Here is a 23,510-nt window from a genome sequence, read left to right on the forward strand (position 1 = left end):
CTACGAAACTTTTGGAGCTTGCCCTGCTAAAGATCGCCCTTCTCAGTTTGCCGCTATTCGTACTGATCTCGAACTGAACATTATTGAAGAACCTATCAGTTTCTACTGTAAGCAATCACCAGATTACCTACCACAACCTGAAGCGATTTTGGTAACACATATCACGCCACAAATCGCCAACACTCGCGGCGTACCTGAAGCGGAGTTTATGGCTCGAATTAATCAAATATTCAGCCAACCTGATACTTGTGTTGTCGGCTATAACTCGCTGCGATTTGATGATGAGGTCAGTCGTTATGGTTTTTATCGCAACTTTATCGACCCTTATGCGCGTGAATGGCAGAACAATAATTCCCGTTGGGATTTAATTGATCTTGTTCGAGCTTGCTATGCTTTGCGCCCAGATGGGATTAACTGGCCAGAGAATGAAGATGGCAGCCCAAGTTTTAAACTTGAACGTTTAACTGTTGCTAACGGTCTAGCCCATGAAAATGCTCATGATGCGGTATCTGATGTAAAAGCGACAATTGCTCTAGCCAAGTTAATTAAAGAAAAGCAGCCAAAACTATACGAGTATTATTTTAACTTGAGACGCAAGCAAGCTGTAAGCGCGCTGGTTGACGTAGTAAATATGCAACCTTTACTGCACGTGTCTTCAAAAATACCGGCAATTAATGGATGCACAACATTAATCGTGCCCGTGGTTCACCATCCAAGCAATAAAAACAGCGTTGTTTGTGTGAATCTCGCAATGGATGTTTCTCCTCTTTTTGAGTTAAGTGTCAAAGAAATAAAACAAAGAATGTTCACTAAGCGCAGTGAGCTAGGGCCAGATGAGCTGCCAATACCGCTTAAAGAAATCCATGTAAATAAATGTCCATTTATCACTACAGCTAAAGCATTAACAGAGCAACATGCCAAGAGACTTGATTTTGATTTAGGATTTGCCAGGGAACAGTATAAACGCTTAAAGCAGTCGAACCTTATTAGACAAAAACTTACTGATTTATTCAGCCTAGAGGATGACCGCCCTGCTTCTTCAGATCCCGATCAAATGCTCTATTCTGGAGGATTTTTTAGCCACGCCGATAAAAATAAAATAGCGATGATTCAACAAACAAAACCGGAAAATTTAGCCGCTTTAGAGCTGCATTTTGAAGATAAGCGCTTACCGGAGATGTTATTCCGTTATCGCGCAAGAAACTATCCAGAAACATTGTCTGATTTAGAAAGTGAAAAATGGCGTGATTTCTGTCAAGAAAGGCTGAATGATCCTGAGTATATCGTTCGCTTAGAAAACTTGCTGCATGAGACTTCTGAAGATGAACAAAAGCAAAAATTGCTTCAAGCACTTTGTAAGTATCTACAATCTCTATAGGCTTTAAACAGAATAAAATTAGACCCTATAAAGATAAATAGGTTATAAATGAGAGTGTTGTCTCATTAACTTCTAGTTAAGTTAACTAGAATCAAAGGAATTAAATAAAACATCAAATGAGGATAAGGGAATGCAGGATAGATTTGTACAGAGCATCGCCCAACTACCACCATTATTGGCACAAGCATTAGTGCCTGTATTAAACGATAGTTTTTCTGGTCATATAGAAGCTAATCAAATCGAGCAACTGAAAAGGATGTCAGGTTTATCTGAAAATCAACTTATCTTTGCTTTATTACCCGTTGCAGCTGCTATGGCCAAGCCATTAATCAGTCAGTTTTATGTAGGCGCTATTGCTAAAGGAAGCAGTGGTGATTTATACATGGGTGCTAATTTAGAGTTTCCAAGTGAGACTCTTGGACAAACTGTTCATGCTGAACAAAGTGCTATCAGCCATGCTTGGATGTCAAATGAAAAGCAAATTACTGATATTTTTATCAATTACAGTCCCTGTGGCCATTGCCGTCAATTTATCAATGAGTTAGTCGATAGCTCGAACATTCAAGTACATTTGCCTGAGCAAGCCACTCAGCCTATGAGTCATTATTTGCCTTATGCGTTTGGACCAAAAGATTTAAATATCACAACACCTTTGCTTTCATCTGAGGCGATACAGCTTAAGCTTATTAGTGAAGATGCTTTAATTCTCGAAGCCACCCATCAAGCTTCTAAGAGTTATTCTCCGTACAGCAATAATCATGCTGGGGTTTCATTAGAATTATCCGATGGCACAATTGTTTCGGGACGATATGCTGAAAACGCCGCTTTCAATCCTTCCATGCTGCCAATGCAAGTCGCTTTATGTCAATTAATGAGAATGAATAAGGATTTTTCTGAAATCAAACGCGCGGTTCTGGTTGAATCTGCATCAGGGAAGATCAGTTTGGCGAATGTGAGTATGAATGCCCTTCACGATATTACCAACATCGAGCTTGAGCATGTGACGGTTGAGCCAGAGTAAAAATGAGTAATTGTTTAGATAGCGCAGCAAACTCTCTGCTGCGCTTTTTCTTTTTATTGAAACCTAAACTCTAGCTTCTTTCTTAGTTTGGCTCTATTTGGGTAAGTCCTAAATAAGTAAAAATTTGCTCTCATTAGCACCCTCGAAAGCAACCTGATGTCAACAACTAACAGATGTCCTCCTCCAGTGGCTAATCTAAATATCAATTATTTACTTAACTTTTCTAGGCGAGCCATTAAACTTGAAGTATCCCAACGGCTACCACCGATATTTTGAACCTCAGCGTAATATTGATCCACCATCGCAGTTAATGGTAATGCACTGCCATTTTTTCTGGCTTCATCTAAAGCAATGCTTAAATCTTTGCGCATCCAATCAACAGCAAATCCAAAGTCATACTTACCTTTGAGCATGGTTTGGTAACGATTCTCCATCTGCCAGCTCTGTGCTGCGCCCTTACTAATCACCTCTACAACTTTTTCACCATCCAGCCCAGCCCGCTTAGCAAAATTCAGCCCTTCTGCTAATCCTTGCACAACGCCAGCAATACAAATCTGATTAACCATTTTGGCAAGCTGCCCTGCTCCTGTTTCACCAATTAATTCTGCACAACGCGCAAATGACTTGATAACAGGCTTAACCGAATTGAAAACAGATTCATCTCCACCAGCCATTACTGTTAATACGCCATTCTCTGCGCCCGCCTGACCGCCTGAAACTGGTGCATCAATAAAATCAATCTCATGCTGTGCTAACGTTTTGGCCAACTCTCTTGCCACTTCAGCCGAAGCCGTCGTGTGGTCAACCAAAATTGAACCTGACTTCATTCCAGCTAAAGCACCATTGTCACCTAAAATGACTTGCTTTAAATCTAGGTCATTGCCAACGCATGTAAAAACAATATCTTGTCCAACAGCAGCTTCTTTTGGTGATAATGCTAACTTGCCGCCATTTTCGACAACCCATTGTTCAGCCTTTGCAGTAGTTCGATTATAAACGGTTACTTGGTGACCGTTATTTTGGAGGTGAGCCGCCATTGGGTAACCCATAACGCCTAACCCAATAAATGCAACATTAGCCATATTTTGCTCCATTAACTTAATGTTTTAAAAATTGATTTTAAATTGTTATAAATTTTTGCGTGTGATCGAAATAAGCACTGATAAGTCTTATTATGCTCACTTTGTGGCAAATAACGCTTTGACACTTTCATCATTACTTTTCGCGCTGAAAAGAGATCGGGATAGCATTTTGTTGCGACAGCACTGCACATTGCAGCACCTAATGCTGAAGCTTCAGGGGTAGTAATGACTTCAACTGGCTTTTCAAGAATATCTGCCGCCATTTGCAACACTTGCTCACTTTGACTGCCACCACCACTGATTCTAACCAACTGAACAGGATACTTATGTTTTTTCTCTAAACGCATCAATGCCGCTTTGAGAGTAAATAATATTCCCTCTATAGCGGCTCGATATAAGTGATAGCGAGTATGTTTTGGTGTGAAACCAATGATACTTCCTCTCGCTTCTGGCCCAGGAAATATCACACCTTGCGACCAAGTTGGACTTAATAATAGCCCGCTGCAGCCCGGCTCAATTTCTTGAATTTTGCTGCAAATGTATTCTTCAACTCCTACATTTAACTCCGCTGCTTTTCTGACGTCTTCATCCCCAAATTGCTCGATTAACCAAGTTAGCAACCAGAACCCACGTTCTAGTTGGATTTCATTCATATATTGGCCTTCGGCCAGTGACGGGAATGATGGCATAAAACGAATTGTTTCTTGGTATGTTTCTAAACCAATACTAATGCTTGCTGCACTGCCTAAGCTGATGTTTGCAACGCCCTCTTCGCCTGAACCTGTGGCAAACATTTCACACGCTTTATCCGCGCCAGCAGTAGCTACTTTAGTTTGAACATCTAAACCTGTTTCTTTAGCAAACTGCTCTGAAACATCTCCAACAAGCTTAGCTGCTGGAGTTAAGGGCATCATCTGATTGAAAGTACATTCTAGTGCTTGCCAGCGCCAACTGTGTTTATTTGCCCAAGTCAGATCTTTATATTCAAATGGCAAGTAAGCCACTTGCGATGCAACACTATCTGTCAATTTTCCTGTAATTCGTGACAATAAAAAACCACTGAGTAATACAACCTTGTCTGCAGACTTTAGAAGTTCACCTTGATGCTCTGCGAGATAGTTTACTTTGGCCGTTTGACGCAAAAATTTAATACGGTCATGGAAACCAATCACTCTAAATGTAAACTGAAAATACCAGCTCATGGGTTTTAAATTTTCTTGAGTGGCTAATCGAGTATCTGACCACATATAGAGTGGAGAAATAGGCTGCTGTTTTTTGTCCAATAGCAATGTACAAGCTCTTTGTGTGGTAATAGATAAACAGGCTATTTGCTTAGGTAAGATTTCTGTTTCTAACAACAGCTGTTTTATCACGTTAACGAGCTGTTGATAACAATATTCAGGTAACTGCTCAGCGGCCCCGTTTGAATTAGCAATAAAAGGCTCCACTTTACTCTGCACCTTAGTGTGAATATTACCATTTTTATCGAATATTATTGCTCGAACACTCTGCGTTCCATAATCAAGGGCGAGAAAGTAAGGTTTATCCATTCTGATCTTCTTATTATTTTGTGAGAGCTAATTCACATTTTTTGTCACTAGATAATGCCAAATTAATGACTCTTTCGCAAAAGGCCAACACCATGACTCATTTAAAAAAGATCATATTCACTAGCTTCATTTGTGTTATTTGCTTTACTACATCTGCCGCACAGCATAAACCAGAATGTTTATTTTCTCCTGAAAAAAATGGCTTATGCAAAACTGGCTTTGTCTCAAACTGTAGGTCAGCCTTATTTTGCTCAAAACAAAGAAAGTCCGAAGCGGCTCAAGTTTGTGCCAGTCACCAATTAGATATTCCTGCAGACAGAGGAGGGTTAATAAAAGGCTGTTATTTTGGTACTGCTACTTGTTATTGTAAGTCGACAGATAGTATTAATTAATTTATCTGTTTTGGGAGCAAGCGATTAATGAACTTTCTTTGCTTCTGATTCTGGATTTCTCTAGCTCGAAGCCACACCTGTTGTCGATACAGCCTGACACTTTCAGCCTTAGGCAATCTATCTCGAACTCTATACCTAACAGATAACCAAGCTTGGTCAACAACAAGCGGAATTTTATCGACTTCGATCATCCATGCTTCATGTAAATTTTTTACCAATTTATCGTGAATATCCCATTTAGGGCCAAACTCTTCTTTGCACTTATTCCTTGCTGAAAAAGCAGTTTGAAAAAGCGGTTTAGTCTGAATTTTTTTATCAAAACAATTTATTGAGCTGCTTCCCCTAATTGAGTCACAGCTTAGAGGGTGATTTAGTGGTCTTACAATCATTGAGATACTACTTATTCAATAAAAGACGTCATTTCATCAGAAATTTTTTTACGCATTTCGACTAATTTCAATGCGGCGTCTCGAAGAGAAATGTCTCTTTCAGTCTCGGGGATCCACTCAGGAACTGGCGTGGATTTGCCATTACCATCGACTGCAACCATGATTGTCAAACAATGGGTTTTTAAATAGCGATCTGTTTCTTTCGGATCACCCGCCTTGACTTCAACACCTATATGCATAGAGGTTCTACCCGTATACAAAACTTTAGCAGTGATTTCTACAATATTACCCACATAAATAGGCTCAACAAACCGAATGCCACCAGCATAGGCCGTAATACAATACTTACCACTCCATTGAGTTCCACATGCATAAGACGCTAAGTCAATCCACTTCATCACAGCGCCACCATGCACCTTACCTCCAAAATTTACGTCCGATGGTTCAGCTAAAAACCTTAGCGTAATTTCTCTTTCTTTTCCTTCCATTGTTCGCACTCCAATTATCTCATCCTTTAGAAGTGTAGATAAGAGTTAGTTTTTATCACGAAAATTTTGTTTTTGAAGTAAAGCTAAAAAAGAAATAGCCTAAATGTATAATAAAAATCTATACTTGCTGCGTCCAGAACTAGAAACCACTGGCTCAAGCGTCTATATCTTTTAATGATACGAGTTTTAATTTAACTTCAGCTCTGTATAACGAAATCGATACCCTTCTGATTTTCAATAGAAATCTTAAATTTTTATCTACAGTGCTGCTAATTTTGTGTAGTCTAAGGCAAAACAGTTCGTAATAGCCGTTACCGACATACAAAACTGTCGTTACTGCGTTTCTATTACGGGCTGTTCTAACACTGAAATACGCATAAGTAGCTGTGCTGTAGAGGTTGGCTTATGCAGAGCTAATGTTAATTTAGTTTCTTACAGCCAATAAAGAAAAAACAGTCGCCTCAGCGACTGTTTGAAACTTAAAGAGAATACTTATTACATCTGCACATCTTTGGAAATACAGTTAATTACTGGATATTCATTAACCGTGCCTTTGTTCCAAATAGGCGTAGTTTCAGAGCCTTGAATCACACCATCGGCATTATCATCACAGAAAAGCATTAGCTTTTGTTCGTTGCTATAACTCTGTCCTTGAACGGGTAACCAGCCACCAAAAGGCGATTCTGTTGTTGGAATATTAAGGCCATCTACATTTTCTTGAGTGAGATAACCTGGGTTTTCTGCGGTTACAGCTTCATTCCCTTTTAATTGATTACTCGTGTATCCTGATCCACCCTTACTACGAATGATATACCTTCCATTCGAGCTTCGTTGAGCCCCATCTTGAGTTGTATTTCTATCCCAATGACTATTCACAACCTGAGCAGGTATCCCACTACCCGAATTGCCCGCAACCAAACCATGTCGAAAACTACCACCACTTACCTGACTACTTCGAGTATAGCTATTTATTATTACGGGTTTCTCATCGGTAAAACCTGGTTTTAAATTCCATTGCGCCACCATACCTGCAGCTATATCTCTGGCGCTAACTCTAGGATTAGCAGCGTAGCTAGCAATAATGGCTGTTTTAGCATTTTGCTCACCGACTAGGCCACCCGCTAAACTCCCTTCTTTCACTTCACCTGCCGCGAAGCTGCTTATAATTAAATTAGCTGGTACAGGAGCTTCCTCGTTAATGTTTTTTGGAATTCCGTCTTCTAATAACCCGACTAACCCACCAAGCCTACCGACCTTTAGCCCTACGCTTGGATTAAGGCTGCCTGTTACTTGACTCTGACTATATGAGGATACAATTGTTCCACCCCACATTTTACCAACCAAACCACCTGCATTAGTTGATGAAACACTGCCTTTAGTATTGGATAATGCAATCGTCACTGAAGGCTTAAAAACTCTTGGAGTATCATCACATAGCGTTTGTCCACACGAATAATAAGACGGATTAATCTGTCCAACCAAACCACCAGCGGCGCCAGACTGGCTCTTTACTTGACCATTTACAGATACTTTTTCTATCCTTGTAAACCCTTTTACAGATTCATCATTAGGAGTTAACACCAGTCCTACAAGTCCTCCAACATACCGTGCTCGTTCATTTATATCATTTTCATTGGTAAAACCGTTCACATTGACATTTAGAAGAGACATATTCGCAATCTTTGAATCTCTAATATACCCAAACAAACCTAATGCGCTTTCTGAACTGTTAATATAAAGGTTTGAAATAGTATGGTTATTACCCTCAAAAACACCATTAAAAACAGCATCTATGTCATCATGCCCAATTGGGTCCCAACCATTAGTTTTAGAACCACCTTCTGCAAATTCTGATCCAGAGAAGTCCAGATTGTTAATCAATTCATAGCCTTTGCAGCCTGAAGATACGCATCCATTAGTATTGTTGGTGTCTCCATCATTATAACTAGTGCCATTAAGGTTATTTCGAATGTTGTTCAGCATTGCTATTGATGATATTTCAATCAAACCGTCATTATCATCATCTACATCTTCAGCATCAACTACGCCATCATTATCTTGATCTGGTGGGATAGGTGGTGTTGTAGCTTGGACCACAACACCATCAGTTGAAAAATCATCTGCACCTAGAGAACAAATACGAATAGAATAGTTAGTATTACCTTCTAGATTATTGAGATTGTGGCTATTTGTCCCTTTATCAAACCTGATAGAGTTATCAGTACTGCATCCAGTTGGTACATCATCACCTTTAGCATAAGCCAGCTTCAATGCCAGATAACGTTCAGCTGTTGGAAGGCTCCAAGACAAATTAATAAAGCCTTCTCCAACTTCAGTTTGCACATCGCTAACATTATCTACACTTATTCTTGAACCACTTAATTTTGTTGTAATACCTGCAGTTGTAACTTCATTATCGGACGTACAAATTCTATAGCTATATTGCTGCCCCGGAATTAAATCATTAAACGTGTATTGACTATCTTTCCCTAATTTAACGTAGGTATCTTGTTGATTCTGGCCACAGCTCGCCGGTGAAACTGAGCCTACTTTTTGATTGATGAGAACGTGCTTAACTCGGTCATCGTTTGGTAAATCCCACGTTAAGTTAGCTGCATTACCATTGTTTACAACTGTAGCATTTGCAACCTCAGCTAAAGGGGTTACTACAACAATGGGCAATGTCTTGAATCTTATCGTTTGACCTTCACTAGAAACATCATTCGCACCTACAGAGCACAACCGAATACTGTAACTAGTGTCAGCTTCTAAATTAGTTAATTTATGGCTTTTACTTCCGTGGGCTAAGGCAATCGACGAGGTTATATTACATGTTGCAGGAACTTCATTCCCTTTAATATAGGCAAGTTTTAATGATGAGTAGCGATCAGCAGCAGGTGTTGTCCAAGTTAAATTTGCCGAATTGATTTCAACATCAGCTTTCAAACTAGTAACATCTTCAACATTAACTCTCAAGCCAGTTAGATCAGCAGTTATCCCCTCACTGACTTTATTGCCATCTGATGTACAAATCCTAAAACTATACTGTTTACCAGGAGTTAATGAGGTAAATGTGTATTGATCACTTTTATCTAAACGAACAAAAGCATCTCCGTGACTTTGCTGACATGTATCAGGTGCAACAGCTCCTTCTTTTCGGTTTAGCAAAATATTCTTAACTCTATCATCATTTGGTAGAGTCCAAGTTAGCTTTGCTTGGTTACCTTCAATAACACCTGATGCACTTACAACCTCTGGTAGCTTAATTTCCACAGGTGGAGTACTAGGTTTATCTATACTTTCTGGAGTTTTAGGAGGCTCTGGCTCTGAACTTCCTCCACCACACCCAACAAACATAGGCATCATAACTAATGCTAAATATCTTCTTCTAAACCGCATTGTGAACCTCAATCCTTTGTAAAAATAAGGCCAGCACTCTACCGAGCTGGCCTTTAAATCAAATACATTCTACATACAAAGTTACACATTTCAGTTAACAAAATTTACTTTTCAGAAAAAAAGCAGGATTATTTCAATATCTTAATGAGTTATAGTTAATTATTTACAATAAAAGCAAAAAGGCAGTCAAAAAACTGCCCTTTCCTTATAAATTGACTCGAACTTATAGCTCAAGCTATTGCTTATCAAGAATATTTTTTAGGTTATCCAGTCCATTTTGTAAGTCATTACCAATTTGAGCTTCAAAATCAATGAAAAGGAACATCAAGTTCATTGGGTAATCAAGATGCCCTTTAAATCCCCAGCTAACTTTCGTAGCATTTTCACCATGTGATGAAGTCAGCATATAAGCAGGTTCGGTTGCTTCAAATGGTTTAAGAAATCGTAATTCAAAGTCGATTCGTTTATTTGGCTTAATAGCCTTAATTTCTTGTTCGCCTACGCCAACTTCTGGATCTTCGCTAGACCATTTAGAAATAAATCCAACTGTGCCATCTACACCTGAATAGGTACGTTTAATATTTGGGTCTTTCATCCCCCATGTTGCATAGTGGTTTTGGTTTTTAAGCATTTTTACGTATGAAAACACTTGCTCGACAGGCTTATCAATAATCACACTACGTTCTACTTCATAGCTAGTTTTGATAAATAATGCGGCAACAAATGGAATGGCGAGAAGTACTAAGATCCCTATTGATATTTTTTTTAGCATCTTTATATCCTTTGGTTAATGTTGTTCTGCGGACTCTAAAGTACAGAAACATGAAATTTATTGCTAGCCCTAAAGGTCTTATAGTAAAAGTGTAAATGAGAAATAATAATGAAATGGATAGTTTTAGCGACACTCTTGTGTCTGAGTAGTATGGCAAGCAGCCAAACACTATCTCAATTTAGTAAAGAAAGTAGCCTTAACTCTCCTGTGTTTATGGAGCTTTATACTTCTCAAGGTTGTAACAGCTGCCCACCAGCCGAAACTTGGCTCTCTTCTTTTGTCGATAACAAGCAATTATGGCAACGCTATTTTCCAATTGCTTTTCATGTGACCTATTGGAACTATTTAGGTTGGAAAGATCCATTTTCTCAACGGCAATTTAGTAAACGTCAATACAAGCACCTAAATGCACTTAATATCAGGCAAGTTTATACACCTGAGTTTGTTGTAAATGGCCATGAATGGCGTGGTTGGTTTGATAGGAATACCAAGCAAATAACAGAGTTGCCTAGTAACCGAGTTGGTAAGTTGAAAGTGACGATTAATGGAAATACTATAAATGCGCACTTCACCCCAGCAAATAAAAAAAAAATAAGCTAGAAGATTATGAGCTTTACGTTTCATTGGTTGGTAGTGGCTACCATACACAAATAATACGTGGTGAAAATCGCAATAAAACGTTACAACAAGATTTTGTTGCTCTATCACTAAAAAGCTTTAATCCAAGCGACAATCTGAGCTTTACAGGTCTGATAGATAAAATTCCAAAATCATCTATGCAAGCCCCAAAATTGGCTTGGGTAGCTTGGGTAGAATACAAAGGCAAAGCAATCCAAGCCGTTGGCGATTGGCTTAGACCTCCTTATTAGTAGAAAATCGAGCAAGGAAATTCAGTAATTCTCTCGTTTTTTCTTGCATTAATTTTTTATCGGCTTTTGACTCAATGTTTAGTCGAAGCAGTGGCTCTGTATTTGAACATCTTAAGTTAAAGCGCCATTGTTTCCCTGAATCATCAAAAGTCATAGAAATGCCATCGGTGTTATCCACTTCAATAGCTTGTGAGCCATATTCAGCTAATACTGATCGCTTAGCTAATTCAGGGTCTGAAGTTTTTAAATTGATTTCACCTGAGGATGGGTAAAGCAAAATCCGTTCAGAAACCAACTGTGAAAGTGATTTTCCTGAAACCGAGATCAACTCAATTACCAATAACCAAGGGATCATACCTGAATCACAATAATGAAAATCCCTAAAATAATGATGGGCTGACATCTCTCCGCCGTATATTGCGTTTTCTGCACGCATACGCTCTTTAATAAACGCGTGCCCCGTTTGACTCATTATCGGCTGACCACCAGCACCATGCACTATTTCTTGTGTATTCCATGTAAGTCTTGGATCGTGAATGATTTTTTCATCACTATTTTTACGCAGAAACATTTCAGCAAGTAGACCAACAATGTAATACCCTTCAATAAACTGCCCTGTTTCGTCAAATAAAAAACAACGATCAAAATCACCATCCCATGCAATGCCAAAGTCTGCCTTGTGAGTCAAAACAGCATCAGTCGTAACTTGACGATTCTCGATTAATATCGGGTTGGGAATACCATTTGGGAAGGTTTCATCTGGCTCATGAAAGACCTTAACAAATTCAATCGGCACATTTAGCTTTTCAAATTCAACTTCAAGGGCATCTATCACATGTCCCGCTGCACCATTACCAGAATTAACAACCAGTTTTAGTGGTTTTAGCTTGGACAAATCGATATAGCTCAGAAGATGCTGTACATAAGGCGCTAAAATAGATTGAACTTGGTAAGAGCCCAAACAAGCATCTTCCGTGGTTTCGTCATTCCATGGCTTAGTTTCTGCAAGTGATTTGATGGCCAATAATTCAGTATCACCAGACAAAGGAATGCTTTGCTCACGAACCAACTTCATACCGTTGTAGTCAATTGGATTATGAGAAGCGGTCACCATAATGCCACCATCAGCATTAAGATGAGGAACAGCAAAGTAAATTTCTTCCGTTCCTACCAACCCAATATCAATGGTATCCACGCCTTCAGCTTGTAAGCCTTGGCTTAGTGCCAACTTTAAAGATTCACTCGTTGCCCTAGCATCACCACCGATTACAACTGTTTTCGGATTAATGATTCTCGCATAAGCTCTACCGATATCGTAGGCAATAACTTCATTTAATTCTGTACCTAATCGACCCCGAATATCATAACTTTTAAAGCAGGTTAATGTCATATGTTAAGTACCCATGCAAATGAAAACATATTTTTTGATATCCCTCTTAAGCACTGCGCTACGTTCCTTTTGCTTGAAAGACTGCCGGTATTCCTTCGCAAAAGCGCCTTGCTGAGCACTTGAAATGAACACCAAAATTATTCGATTACATATACATGGATACTTAAGCTCTTCCATATTCATCTTGGTAACGCACAATATCATCTTCACCAAGATATGAACCAGATTGCACTTCTATCAATTCAAGATTCACTAAACCAGGATTTTCTAAAGCATGAACACTTCCCACTGGAATATAAGTCGATTGATTTTCTGTAAGCAAGATCTCTTCATCATCTTTGGTTACCTTAGCCGTACCTTTTACCACTACCCAGTGTTCAGCTCTATGATGATGCATTTGTAACGATAGCTTTGCCCCGGGTTTGACCGTAATCCGCTTAACTTGGAAACGCTCTCCCGCATCAATACAATCATACTTGCCCCAAGGTCGATATACCTTGCGATTTATCTCAGCCTCTTTACGCCCTTGAACATTCAACTCTGCAACAATGTTTTTAACTTGTTGTACTTCACTTCTCTTAGAAACGAGCAAAGCATCCTTGGTATCCACGATCACTACATCATCTAACCCTATTGTGGCTACTAACCTGTCATTGGAAGAAATCAATGAATTTTTAGTATTGAGCGCTAGTACATCACCTTTACACACATTTCCATGATCATCTTTGGCTTCGATATCCCAAAGTGACGACCAACTGCCTACATCGCTCCACTGTGCATCCAATGGCACAACAACGGCAGCTTTGGTGTTTTCCATTACCGCATAATCAATGGATTCATCAGGGCAAGACTCAAAAATATCATTGTCATATCGATAAAAATCAATGTCCGACTTTTGAGTTTCAAATGCCGCTTTACACACTTCAAAAATATCAGGGCGGAAGGTTTCTAACTCATTAAGGTAAACACTGGCTTTAAACATGAACATGCCACTGTTCCAGTAATACTGTTTGCTATTAAAATACAACTTTGCTGTTTCTAAATCTGGCTTTTCTACAAACTGCTCAACGTTAAAGCCGTCGGCTACAGCATGCCCCAACTTGATATAACCAAAGCCCGTTTCTGCTTTTGTTGGTATTACACCAAAAGTCACTAATTTTTCTTTCTCAGCCAGTGTCTTTGCCTTCTCAACCGCAGATAAAAAAGACGTTTCTTTTTTAATCATATGATCAGAAGCCAAAACCAATAAAATCGGGTCATCACCTCTTTGTAAAGCATCGAAAGCAGCTAAGGCCAGCGCAGGAGCGGTATTTTTTGCTTTGGGTTCAAGCAAAATATTTGCATCTAAAGCTTCAGATGTTCTCAATTGCTCTGCAACAACAAAGCGATGCTGTTCATTACAAATAATGGTTGGTGATTGATGTGGAATATTATTGAGCCTTTTTATGGTAGTTTGCAGTAACGAACGTTCACCATCTAAAGCTAAAAATTGTTTAGGGAATAATTGGCGAGATAGAGGCCATAGTCGAGTGCCAAAGCCCCCAGCCATTATTATTGGTTTAATCATAGCCATTTCGTGTCTCACTATAATTTACAAATATGTAACTTATAAAAAGACACTAGAGTCGCAGATTTTATTTCAGAATAATTTAACTCATAGAAACTAAAGGCGTACATGACTTCTAATCTGCGGCTTCATGCTGGCTTACATGAACCCCGACTAACCAAGCTACCATTACAGTTAAATAGATTTGCCCGACTATCGCTTCTAACATCGCAAACGTTTCTGAAAATGCATTATTGGGTGAAATATCTCCATAGCCCAGTGAGGTTAAAGTCACAAAGCTGAAGTAAAAATAGTCATATCGTGAATCAATTGAGTTGGACTTCATGGTAAATGAATTCGGAACTATCAAGTCACAGAGAACATAGATAAAGCTCCATAAAAAGCCTAAAAGTAAATAGATGCAGATACTTCCTGCAATTATATCCCCAGTTATCTTTTTGGCTTTGAATACTACATTCATCAACACTAAGGTAATGAAGCCTATGAAAATGATATTGGTAACATTGTTTATAAAGATTGCATCTTCAGAATTTGTAATGTTAAGCGCCCAACTGCTTATAAACGTGGGTACTGCAAGAAAAACCCCTATCAAAAATGTACGCTTATTTTGACTAACGGTATAGACCGCAAACAATAAGAAAACGCTCATAATGATACTGATGAAGTATCCTGAATAAGGTAAGTACACTGAAAAGGGAATAAACGCAATCATCAATAAGATTGTTGTCAGCAATCCTCTTAAACCTATTTTGGGGATGCTAGGTTGATTAAACGTTTTAGAGCTGTCCATTATCACTAATCAGTAATTTTGTTTTTTAACATTGGCTGAAAAGGATACTCGCTGAAACATGTGCGAGACAAGTCTTGCTTTTAAACAATCGTTGAGAATGGGTTCATCACCAATGACTCTCGGAATTTAGATTACTAATTTTCCACGATTAGTAAATGCGGACACATTAGGAGGACATACAACAATATGATCATATTGTGTCCTCCTAGCAACAGGGGGGTGGCGAGGCTCAGGAATTGCTCTCCTTCTTCTTTCCAAGTTATCTTTTAATATACCAAAAAATTGCGGTTCAGCCTGTTCAGCTAATTGGAACGGAGTCACCCCTTCTTTGTTCTTTAGCCCAAAATCCACTTTCTCAGAATGTAGAATAAATTGTTTAATTACTTCCGCGATATCTTTGTTTTGAAAAATATAATGGGCAATAGAATTTCCATCACTATCTTGAGAATTTAGATTAACTCCACACTCCTCTGTAAGAAAGAAGTAGCTTACTGCATCAGCACAAAAAATACTTAGATGAATAGGAAAAACCCTCATTGTTCCCACACCATCTGAAGCCGAATCCACCCAGTTATAACGTTGTTCAGGAAGCAGCTTATAAATGCTCTCCCAACCTGAAACTATCGCGAGCTCAAAAATATTTAAGCTCATTTCATTTCCCTGCACTTTAGTTTTATACTTAAAACTCTTTACCATCAAAAAATCATTATTCTCTATTATTAACTGGAGCCTCTGCATAACGAAATCAGCGCCTACGCTTTGTTTATTAAGCAAATCCAATAATAGCTTAAATAAAAAGTGTAAATTGGCCGGTGTTTGCTTATGCAAATAAAGCGCTGCTGACAGGGACAGTATTTGTTCTCCGCAAATAGCTTGATCTCGTGCAGACAGGTTAATGCGATTCATAAGCTTTCGCTCTATCTCTCCATTATTAATTTGCTCTTTCAAGTTAAGCCCAGCATGTAACTCTCTCACTCTATATGAAGATGGTTCTCTTTCTGTAAACTTTTGAACGATTGGAAGTATATGAGGCTTTTCTTTGATTTGGTCTTGAATGATTACCAATGCTTGGTTTTTTATTCGACTTTGGTAAGCAATAGATAACAAATTCCTAGTGATAAACTCATAAAAATCTTTCGCTGCATATGTATTCTCAGCTGCATGTTGAAAAAGCGTTAAAATTTCATTGAGCCTACGTTCTTCAGAGAAATCCACTCCAACTATGTCTCCTAAAGTCACTGCTCTTGTAGTACTCTCATCTTCAACCCAAAAGCAGCCGCAACTAAAAACCCCTTTAAGGAATATTTTTAGTTCTCTTGAACCACCAGAGACACGAAGGGGAAGATCAATATCGAGACGGTGTAAACCTTCAATCTTATGACGAATAAAACCACAAGTAATAGCTCTAGAAATATTTAATTTAAGCTGAGAAAACGATAATCTAGAAATGTCATCACTTGTAAGCAATTCTGAAGCGTTATACCCATTTTCAGCAAGGGCTTCTATCGGTTTTGAAATTTCTTGCTCGACACTACGCATGACCTCTTGACCACTAATATCTTCTGTACAAAAAAAATCATAACGACGAAAAGATACATTAGCTCGTAAACAACGTTCTATATAGCCCATAAAAATTGAAATAGTTTGTCTACTATCGAGGTAAGAATTATCTTTGACTAACGATTTCAATTTGGCTTCAATGCCTTCTAATGTCCACGCATCAAAAGAACTAAAAAATATGGCTGATGAAATCCCCTCATCTCGCGTGCACCCTGAAATGGCGTAAAACACTTTTTCGTCTAACTCAGCATGAACGTTTGGGGTTAACTCTTCAGTAAATATCTCTTCTATACTGTGTCTATGAATATTATGAGCCTCCATTAAGTCACAAAATTTATCAAAATAGTTTTTTGTTAAATAAGCTAAAACATTTCCGAGAGTGACAGCCTTTGACGCTCTATCTACAAAACCTCTTAGGTACTCGTGTTTAAATCCGCTATCCATGCTTTTATCTTTACAAAAAGGGATATCGTATTGAGTCGCTACAGAGTTAGACAAGCGATTTACATGATGTCTGTGATTTCCCTTATAATATGTTTGATGATTTACGACCTGAGACAAATGCTCTATTGCAGCTTGCCTGATAACCTCTACTCTTGCCATTCTCAACACTTCTTCTAGAGTATGTCTGGATTCATCAAATGCATATCTAGCCACTGCTAAGGTATATTCAATACCACCCGAACAGGTCGCAATGCTTTCAATAAAGTTTTCAATTGCTCTTTTTTGTTCACCACTAATGACACTTTTCTTTTGAAGAATACAAATTAAAGAATGGAATTCTAGGCGGGCTTCTCCGTACATTTTTTCACGAAATTCAGTCAATGTTTCAGGACCAATCTTTTGTTCCTCACCATTGACAAATAAAGGTCTATCAAATAAATGATATTTGAATGTGTTTATAAAAGTATCAATACTTGGCTTTGCTGTTATTCCTTTATGACGACAAAACGACTCAAGCACCTGTATCTCAGATAATAAGTGAAGTTTAAAAGGCTGGTAAAACCTACTGTACTCAAACGCTCTCAAATCCATGAACTGCTCACGACTGAAGATCTTGACATGATCAGTAGTATTGAATGTAGGCAATTCACTTTTCGGGGTACCATATCTATCGACAGGTACTGCCACACCTAGCCCAATAAGTTGTGAAACTGCCATGCTTAAACCTTCAACTATTCAACAACAATCATAATGAGTATTTGACCACTATAAGCATGCAACAATCCAATTAAACTCTATTCATCAAAAATTAAGCGCATAACTTGATTAAGTTTTTATTGGTTGAATTTATTAAGGTAAGGCTTTTTACGATATGATGGTTTGGACAATTTGAGTAATTCAAGTTTGATCTAATTGATTTCTAATAAATCTCGATGTAGTAGCTCTGGAAACGGTTTACTTGGTAGCGTTTGATACCAAAATGCTACGGAAGATAAGTCATCTTGCAATGGTAAGTATCTGCGCTTTTATACATCGCCTCCCCAATGACCAAAATCACGCCAACCAAGTGCTTGAACATTCACTTTGAGCTGTTTTTCAAAACGGATGGGATCTGGAATGTGCCAGCGATACATACCAAAACGATGTTGTGAACGATACACGCCGTCAGGGCGTTGAACTTCAGGTACTCCAGCGTAAGCCGTTGAATATTCGGTATAGGCGTTTTCACGGTTTGGAACAGCCGTACCGATGTCATAATTATGGGAGCCCAAGAAATAGTCTTCTGTACCCGTGCCGCAGATGGTTGGGAATTCTTGATCTTCATCCATAAAGAACTTCACTTCACCCTCGCCCCACCAACCATTGCTGTTACACCCCCAAGTCATATAAGTACCTACATACTGACCTTGGCCTTCAACGCCATCAAGAATAGTATGTAAACCTTTATATGGAACAGGGTTAGTGCGACGGAATTGTGCATGAAAATATGCACAATCTTTCGGAACTTTGGTTTCAGTGTAATTGATTTGAAAATACACTACGGCTTTTTGTAACGGGTCTCGATTTTCTAAAGTAATACGAGCATTCTTACGATATGGCATTTCCCAAAAACAGTTAAATGCCATTCCCGGATTCACGCAAACAGGCAAAGAATTCACATGAGCGTAATCTTCTAAGCCACAGCAAAAGAAATCGCCTAACGGAACTTCAACAGAAGGATGAGACTGATCGTCCCAATACATTCTAAAAATAAGGTCGCGTTTTTTGGGGCCAATACAAGCAAGCCATATTTGTTGTATTGCACCTGAGCCATGGATGTCAGCTAGAGTCAAAGTGTCGTTAGAATCAATTTCTAGACTAGGTGAAATTTTCCAACCTTGGCCTAAATCACGTCCTGGCATGGCGCCCATACCCTCAGTGGCCATACCGCCTTTGCCTGCTTCACCTGTCATATTTTCAGGTGAAATTGAGCGTGATTTAGCAAAAGATATACGGGATAAATTTCCTAAATTCATCCCTAATCCATTAAATTGATCCATGACTTCTCTCTATTTATTCTCGTTATAACCAAGCTGTTCGGACATACGCTGAGCGATATCCCCTAACACTACTTTAACAGAATCAAAATCCATAGCATTGGTGTTATCAAGGTGAGATAGGTAAGGCACGACAAGAGCAGCAACGACATTGCCTGAATAATTGAAAATAGGAAAACCAATATCTTTAACGCCAGCAATTTGTTGACTCTCTACATTTTCAAAGCCTTGTGCTTTAACTCTGTCACAAATATCGGCTAGAACATTTTCTGGTAAATGTTTGGATGCAGGTATGCCATCCATCATAACTTCACGACTGTTTTCATCAGCAAAAGCCAACAAAACATGACCCGAACAGGTATTTTGTAATGGCACTTTAGCGCCAATTCGAATACCGAATCGTTGGTCGCTCGGGCTATCTTTTTGCATGATAACCACTCCTTCAGAACTTCTCTCAACCACTAAGTGGCATGATTGTTCTGAACGATTAGAGAACTCCCTCATCAATGGTTCAGCTATCGCCGTAATACGCTTAATGTCAGGTAGTTGATGCGCCAACCCAAATAGCTTCATTGAGATAATATATTTATCTGAATCAGGAAGTACATTGATGTAACCACGTTCTTCCAACACAACTAACATTCTGAAAAGTTCAGACTTTTGTCTTCCAAGAAGATCACTGATTTGCCTTAAACTTAACCCCTCAAATTGACCTGCCATTAACTCTAAAATATCTAGTCCTTTACTTAGCGCGGGGGCTGAATACTGTCGTTTTTTGGTTTCTATTTCCGACATATTTTTCCGTTTTTTTTAATTTTTTGTTAAGCAAATGTAAAGCCAATTTACGTTCGCTTACCATCAACCCATGTAGAAAGGATATTTTTATCAGTATCGACAGCGACAAAATTGGCTTTGGCATCTGGAGCAATTTGCCCTAAGTCATTTAAACCTAGAGCATTCGCTGGATATAAACTTGCCATTCTAACAGCTTCGAACCAATCAATGCTTGCAAATTTCGCGGTATTATTCACCGCAGAGATCATATCGAGATCTGAGCCAGCAAGAGAACCGGCAGCATTGACACACTTGCCGTCTTTTGCATAAATCTTTTCACCATTCAAATAGAAATAATCTTTGTCAGAGCCAACGGTCGCCATTGAATCTGTGACCAAGATCGCCCCCCCTTGCTTTTTACTTCTAACAGCAACTTTTAACGAATCAGGATGCATGTGATAGCCATCAGCAATAATCCCAAACCAAGAATCATCATGCGCCAAAGCTGCCCCAACCATACCAGGTTCTCGGCTATTAAATTGTGTCATGGCATTAAATAAATGTGTTACGCCTGATACTCCAGCTTTAAAGCCTTCCATCGCCTGCTCATAATCGGCAGCAGTATGACCCGCACAAACAATAATGCCTTTAGCACAGAGTTTTTGAAGCATTTGAGGTGTTGTTTGCTCTGGTGCAAGGGTCACTATGGTTTTACCGTTTTTCAGTGAACAAACCAGATCAAAACCTTTTTCATCTAACAAACAGATTTTATTGGCATCATGGGCACCTTTTTTTTCTACATTAAGAAAAGGGCCTTCTAAATGAATACCTACTATCCCTTCGATACCTTGCTCAATGGCTTCGTCAACAGCTTTAATCGCTTGTTCCATCACATGGTAATCATCGGTGATCAAAGTGGGCATCATAGCACCTGTACCAAATAAACGATGACCTTGTACCATTGCTTTTAAGGTTTCAACACTTGGAGCGTCATTAAACATCACGCCACCACCACCATTGACTTGCAAATCAATAAAACTCGGAATTAAGGTGTCGCCTTGTAAATCCACTTCGACAGCAATAGTTTTATCTAAAGCACCCATTGGTATTACAGATATAATTCGGTCAGCCTTAAACACCACGGCATGGTTTTTATAAAGTTGCTGTCCATCGAATACGTTAGCATTAATAATGGCTTTCATTTAATTATTCTCTACTCTGCCAGCTAAGGCTGCCCCACGAACGCCACTGGAATCACCATGTTGTGGTGGCAAAATTTGAGGTGATTTAAGATCACCAAATAGATACTGTTCTATGTAGTGAGGTATTTCTTTATACAGGAAATCAATATTGGATAAACCACCACCAAGAACGATAACGTCAGGATCAAACGCTAATACTTGCTGAGCAAGAAATTGACCTAAACAATCTAAATAACAGCTGATGACTTCTTTCGCGTTTGGATTGTCGCAATTGAGATCATTGACAATGTCACGAGTATTCACATAATCAAAACCTAAATGCTGACTAATAAACAACAACCCTGAGCCAGATAAATACTTTTCGTAACAGCCTAACAAACCGCAATTGCATTGTTGAATTGGAAATTGGTACTTTTGTTGAAGCGTGGCATGAATACAAGAATGACCGATTTCACCCGCTACAGCCGCTTTACCTAAATGGATTTGACCATTAATACACAAGCCAGCGGCAACTCCAGTTCCAAGCACAACGCCAAGCACTGTTTCTGAGTGATAATTTTCACGAGCCATCGCTTCCGACAATGCAAAAGCTCTAACATCATTAACCAAACCAACGTTCCTGTTCAGTGTTTGCACTAAATCTTTGAGTAATTGCTTACCGCACAAACAAGGGATATTGACTGTGGTGACTCGCCCTTCTTTGTCAATAACACCTGGCAAACCAATACCAACACTAGATCGATCCGAAAATTTTTTATCTGCCTTTGCGACCATTTGTTGTACGGTTGAGATAAAAACAGAGTAATCGTTTGTCGGTGTCGGAACGCGCCAACTATCTAACACATTCATTTCAGAATCGAATATCTTGATTTCAATTTTAGTTCCGCCGACATCAAAGCCATACATCAACATAATGGGCTCACTTTGTTATTGTTTGTTAGGTGGTTATGGGCATAATGAATGTATATCATGATAAAAAAACTTAATTCAACTCTTTAACTTGTTCAGCAACTCTCTGATAGTAAGCTGTATTTTGTAAAAGTGAAGCTGAGTTTTTATCAAGTAACACTGTTACATGAGGGTGCATTTGTAAAATAGATGCAGGACATGAAGCAGAAATAGCACCTTCAATGGCGTTTCTTACAGCTTCAGCTTTACCCTCACCTGTAGCGATCAAAAGAATATGGTTAGCATCCATGATGGTGCCAATGCCCATAGTCATTGCCATAGTGGGTTGAGTTTCACCAGCCTCAAATAAACGACTATTGACTTCAATGGTAGATCGAGTGAGTGTTTTTAAGCGAGTTCGGGATGCAAGACTAGACGACGGTTCATTAAAGCCAATATGACCGTTATGTCCGATACCGAGCAATTGTAAATCAATGCCCATTTTTGCATTAATTATCGCTTCATAGTTTTCTGCGACCTGCTGATTTTCTTTTGCATTTAAGCAGATAGGAAAATGGGTGTTATCAAGTTGAATATCGATAAAATCAAATAATTGCTCACGCATAAAGTATTGATAACTTTGTTTGTTATCTGACTTCAATCCTACGTATTCGTCAAGGTTAAAGGTTGAAACATCTTTAAAGCTCACTTCACCGTTATTAAACTTTTTGATTAGTTCTTGATAGGTTTTAATTGGTGTTGATCCCGTCGCTAAACCCAAAACCGCTGATGGTTTTATGGACAATAAATCGGCAAGCATGCTTGCTGCACGTTTTGCTACTAATGATTCATTTTCAAAAATGATAACTTCCATCTTTTTCCTACTGAGCTTTGATACAAGTTGTTAAGCAATTCATTAACTATTATTACAATGAAAGTAAGATAATACTGGAATGCAGAAATAAAATAAGCTGACCATCCGAGGCATGGATACCGAGACAGAGCGCCCATGGATGGGTTTACAGCGTGTCAGTGATTTTATTTCTGCATACTCATTAACTACCAACTGAAACTTATTAACCAATCACGCCTTTGGTCAATATTACATTACCATACAAGCGTGTTTCATTGGTCACTACTACAGCATAGGCGTTTTTGACTTGTTCATAAAAAGCAAAACGTTCAATACTTTGATGCGGCACTTCACCACCTGGGCCATTAGAAGCTATCTGATAAAACTCAGCAACGATTTCAGGAACGGCTTGTGGGTCACCAACCACTTGCATGGTATGCACCGGAGCTTCTACATAAGTATCTAACGGTAGTACTGACACTATGGCTTCTAATGCTTGAGTCGCGTTCGCTCCATCAAGGCGAACCAATCGCTGCGCATGGCTATCTGCGGGAAAGTTCGCATCGACAATCACTATCTGATCACCATGCCCCATGCTACGCAATATGTGTAACAAATCTGGAGACAGTAATGGGTTAATGTTGTAAAGCATCGTTATTTATCCTA

21 protein-coding genes are annotated in these 23,510 nt (G+C 38.9%); 5 read left to right on the top strand and 16 right to left on the bottom strand.

The window, feature by feature from the left end:
• Both sbcB and cdd read left to right on the top strand, forming a co-directional pair.
• Positions 1-1,378: exodeoxyribonuclease I (gene sbcB / locus D5018_RS03465; protein ID WP_121837635.1), on the top strand; the 1,378-nt coding region annotated here is incomplete at its 5' end.
• A 130-nt stretch (positions 1,379-1,508) separates the two neighbouring features.
• Positions 1,509-2,399, top strand: coding sequence for a cytidine deaminase (gene cdd, locus D5018_RS03470; RefSeq protein ID WP_121837591.1), 891 nt, complete (start codon positions 1,509-1,511; stop codon positions 2,397-2,399).
• A 206-nt stretch (positions 2,400-2,605) separates the two neighbouring features.
• Here cdd and D5018_RS03475 read toward each other — a convergent pair whose 3' ends face one another.
• Complete coding sequence (locus D5018_RS03475; protein ID WP_121837592.1) at positions 2,606-3,481, bottom strand: NAD(P)-dependent oxidoreductase; 876 nt, start codon at positions 3,479-3,481, stop codon at positions 2,606-2,608.
• An 11-nt stretch (positions 3,482-3,492) separates the two neighbouring features.
• Positions 3,493-5,031 (bottom strand): FGGY-family carbohydrate kinase, encoded by a 1,539-nt coding sequence (locus D5018_RS03480; RefSeq protein ID WP_121837593.1) that lies wholly within the window; start codon positions 5,029-5,031, stop codon positions 3,493-3,495.
• A 92-nt stretch (positions 5,032-5,123) separates the two neighbouring features.
• Between D5018_RS03480 and D5018_RS03485 the strand changes: the two genes are divergently transcribed.
• Positions 5,124-5,423 carry a hypothetical protein gene (locus tag D5018_RS03485; protein WP_133309225.1) on the top strand — a complete coding sequence of 100 codons (300 nt, stop codon included), beginning with the start codon at positions 5,124-5,126 and terminating at the stop codon, positions 5,421-5,423.
• Here the strand turns inward: D5018_RS03485 and D5018_RS03490 are convergent.
• From D5018_RS03490 to D5018_RS03505, 4 genes are all read right to left on the bottom strand, one after another.
• Complete coding sequence (locus tag D5018_RS03490; protein ID WP_121837595.1) at positions 5,420-5,812, bottom strand: hypothetical protein; 393 nt, start codon at positions 5,810-5,812, stop codon at positions 5,420-5,422. The two genes, D5018_RS03485 and D5018_RS03490, sit on opposite strands and share 4 nt — an antisense overlap.
• 11 nt (positions 5,813-5,823) lie before the next feature.
• Positions 5,824-6,300, bottom strand: a complete 477-nt coding sequence (locus D5018_RS03495; protein WP_121837596.1) for an acyl-CoA thioesterase — start codon at positions 6,298-6,300, stop codon at positions 5,824-5,826.
• A gap of 495 nt (positions 6,301-6,795) precedes the next feature.
• On the bottom strand, positions 6,796-9,666 hold the full coding sequence (locus D5018_RS03500) for a fibronectin type III domain-containing protein (RefSeq protein WP_121837597.1): 2,871 nt from the start codon (positions 9,664-9,666) through the stop codon (positions 6,796-6,798).
• A 268-nt stretch (positions 9,667-9,934) separates the two neighbouring features.
• Complete coding sequence (locus D5018_RS03505) at positions 9,935-10,471, bottom strand: SRPBCC family protein (protein WP_207819202.1); 537 nt, start codon at positions 10,469-10,471, stop codon at positions 9,935-9,937.
• A gap of 108 nt (positions 10,472-10,579) precedes the next feature.
• Here D5018_RS03505 and D5018_RS22085 point away from each other — a divergent pair, with 108 nt between their 5' ends.
• Together D5018_RS22085 and D5018_RS22090 are read left to right on the top strand one after the other, a co-directional pair.
• Positions 10,580-11,071 carry a DUF1223 domain-containing protein gene (locus tag D5018_RS22085; protein WP_243637370.1) on the top strand — a complete coding sequence of 164 codons (492 nt, stop codon included), beginning with the start codon at positions 10,580-10,582 and terminating at the stop codon, positions 11,069-11,071.
• A gap of 23 nt (positions 11,072-11,094) precedes the next feature.
• Positions 11,095-11,340: a hypothetical protein gene (locus D5018_RS22090; protein WP_243637371.1), complete on the top strand. Its 246-nt coding sequence runs from the start codon at positions 11,095-11,097 to the stop codon at positions 11,338-11,340.
• On the opposite strand, the gene D5018_RS03515 is transcribed toward D5018_RS22090, so the two are convergent.
• From D5018_RS03515 to D5018_RS03565, 10 genes are all read right to left on the bottom strand, one after another.
• Complete coding sequence (locus D5018_RS03515) at positions 11,324-12,730, bottom strand: phosphohexomutase domain-containing protein (RefSeq protein ID WP_121837599.1); 1,407 nt, start codon at positions 12,728-12,730, stop codon at positions 11,324-11,326. The two genes, D5018_RS22090 and D5018_RS03515, sit on opposite strands and share 17 nt — an antisense overlap.
• A gap of 163 nt (positions 12,731-12,893) precedes the next feature.
• Positions 12,894-14,297, bottom strand: a complete 1,404-nt coding sequence (locus D5018_RS03525) for a mannose-1-phosphate guanylyltransferase/mannose-6-phosphate isomerase (protein WP_121837637.1) — start codon at positions 14,295-14,297, stop codon at positions 12,894-12,896.
• A gap of 115 nt (positions 14,298-14,412) precedes the next feature.
• Positions 14,413-15,030 (bottom strand): two pore domain potassium channel family protein, encoded by a 618-nt coding sequence (locus D5018_RS03530; RefSeq protein ID WP_165904987.1) that lies wholly within the window; start codon positions 15,028-15,030, stop codon positions 14,413-14,415.
• 183 nt (positions 15,031-15,213) lie between these two features.
• Positions 15,214-17,808 (bottom strand): ankyrin repeat domain-containing protein, encoded by a 2,595-nt coding sequence (locus D5018_RS03535; protein WP_121837602.1) that lies wholly within the window; start codon positions 17,806-17,808, stop codon positions 15,214-15,216.
• Positions 17,809-18,116: 308 nt separating this feature from the next.
• Positions 18,117-19,130 carry a glycoside hydrolase family 172 protein gene (locus D5018_RS03540; protein WP_207819206.1) on the bottom strand — a complete coding sequence of 338 codons (1,014 nt, stop codon included), beginning with the start codon at positions 19,128-19,130 and terminating at the stop codon, positions 18,117-18,119.
• Positions 19,131-19,139: 9 nt separating this feature from the next.
• The gene (locus D5018_RS03545) at positions 19,140-19,922 is read right to left on the bottom strand and encodes an IclR family transcriptional regulator (RefSeq protein ID WP_121837603.1); all 783 of its coding nucleotides are present in this window, start codon (positions 19,920-19,922) and stop codon (positions 19,140-19,142) included.
• Between the two features lie 47 nt (positions 19,923-19,969).
• Positions 19,970-21,103, bottom strand: a complete 1,134-nt coding sequence (gene nagA / locus D5018_RS03550) for an N-acetylglucosamine-6-phosphate deacetylase (RefSeq protein ID WP_121837604.1) — start codon at positions 21,101-21,103, stop codon at positions 19,970-19,972.
• Positions 21,104-22,015: an ROK family protein gene (locus D5018_RS03555; RefSeq protein ID WP_121837605.1), complete on the bottom strand. Its 912-nt coding sequence runs from the start codon at positions 22,013-22,015 to the stop codon at positions 21,104-21,106.
• A 70-nt stretch (positions 22,016-22,085) separates the two neighbouring features.
• On the bottom strand, positions 22,086-22,865 hold the full coding sequence (gene nagB, locus D5018_RS03560) for a glucosamine-6-phosphate deaminase (RefSeq protein ID WP_121837606.1): 780 nt from the start codon (positions 22,863-22,865) through the stop codon (positions 22,086-22,088).
• A 202-nt stretch (positions 22,866-23,067) separates the two neighbouring features.
• The gene (locus D5018_RS03565; RefSeq protein ID WP_121837607.1) at positions 23,068-23,496 is read right to left on the bottom strand and encodes an RbsD/FucU family protein; all 429 of its coding nucleotides are present in this window, start codon (positions 23,494-23,496) and stop codon (positions 23,068-23,070) included.
• Between the last annotated feature and the right edge of the window lie 14 nt (positions 23,497-23,510).

This window comes from Parashewanella curva, assembly GCF_003675895.1.
GTDB classification, from domain to species: domain Bacteria; phylum Pseudomonadota; class Gammaproteobacteria; order Enterobacterales; family Shewanellaceae; genus Parashewanella; species Parashewanella curva.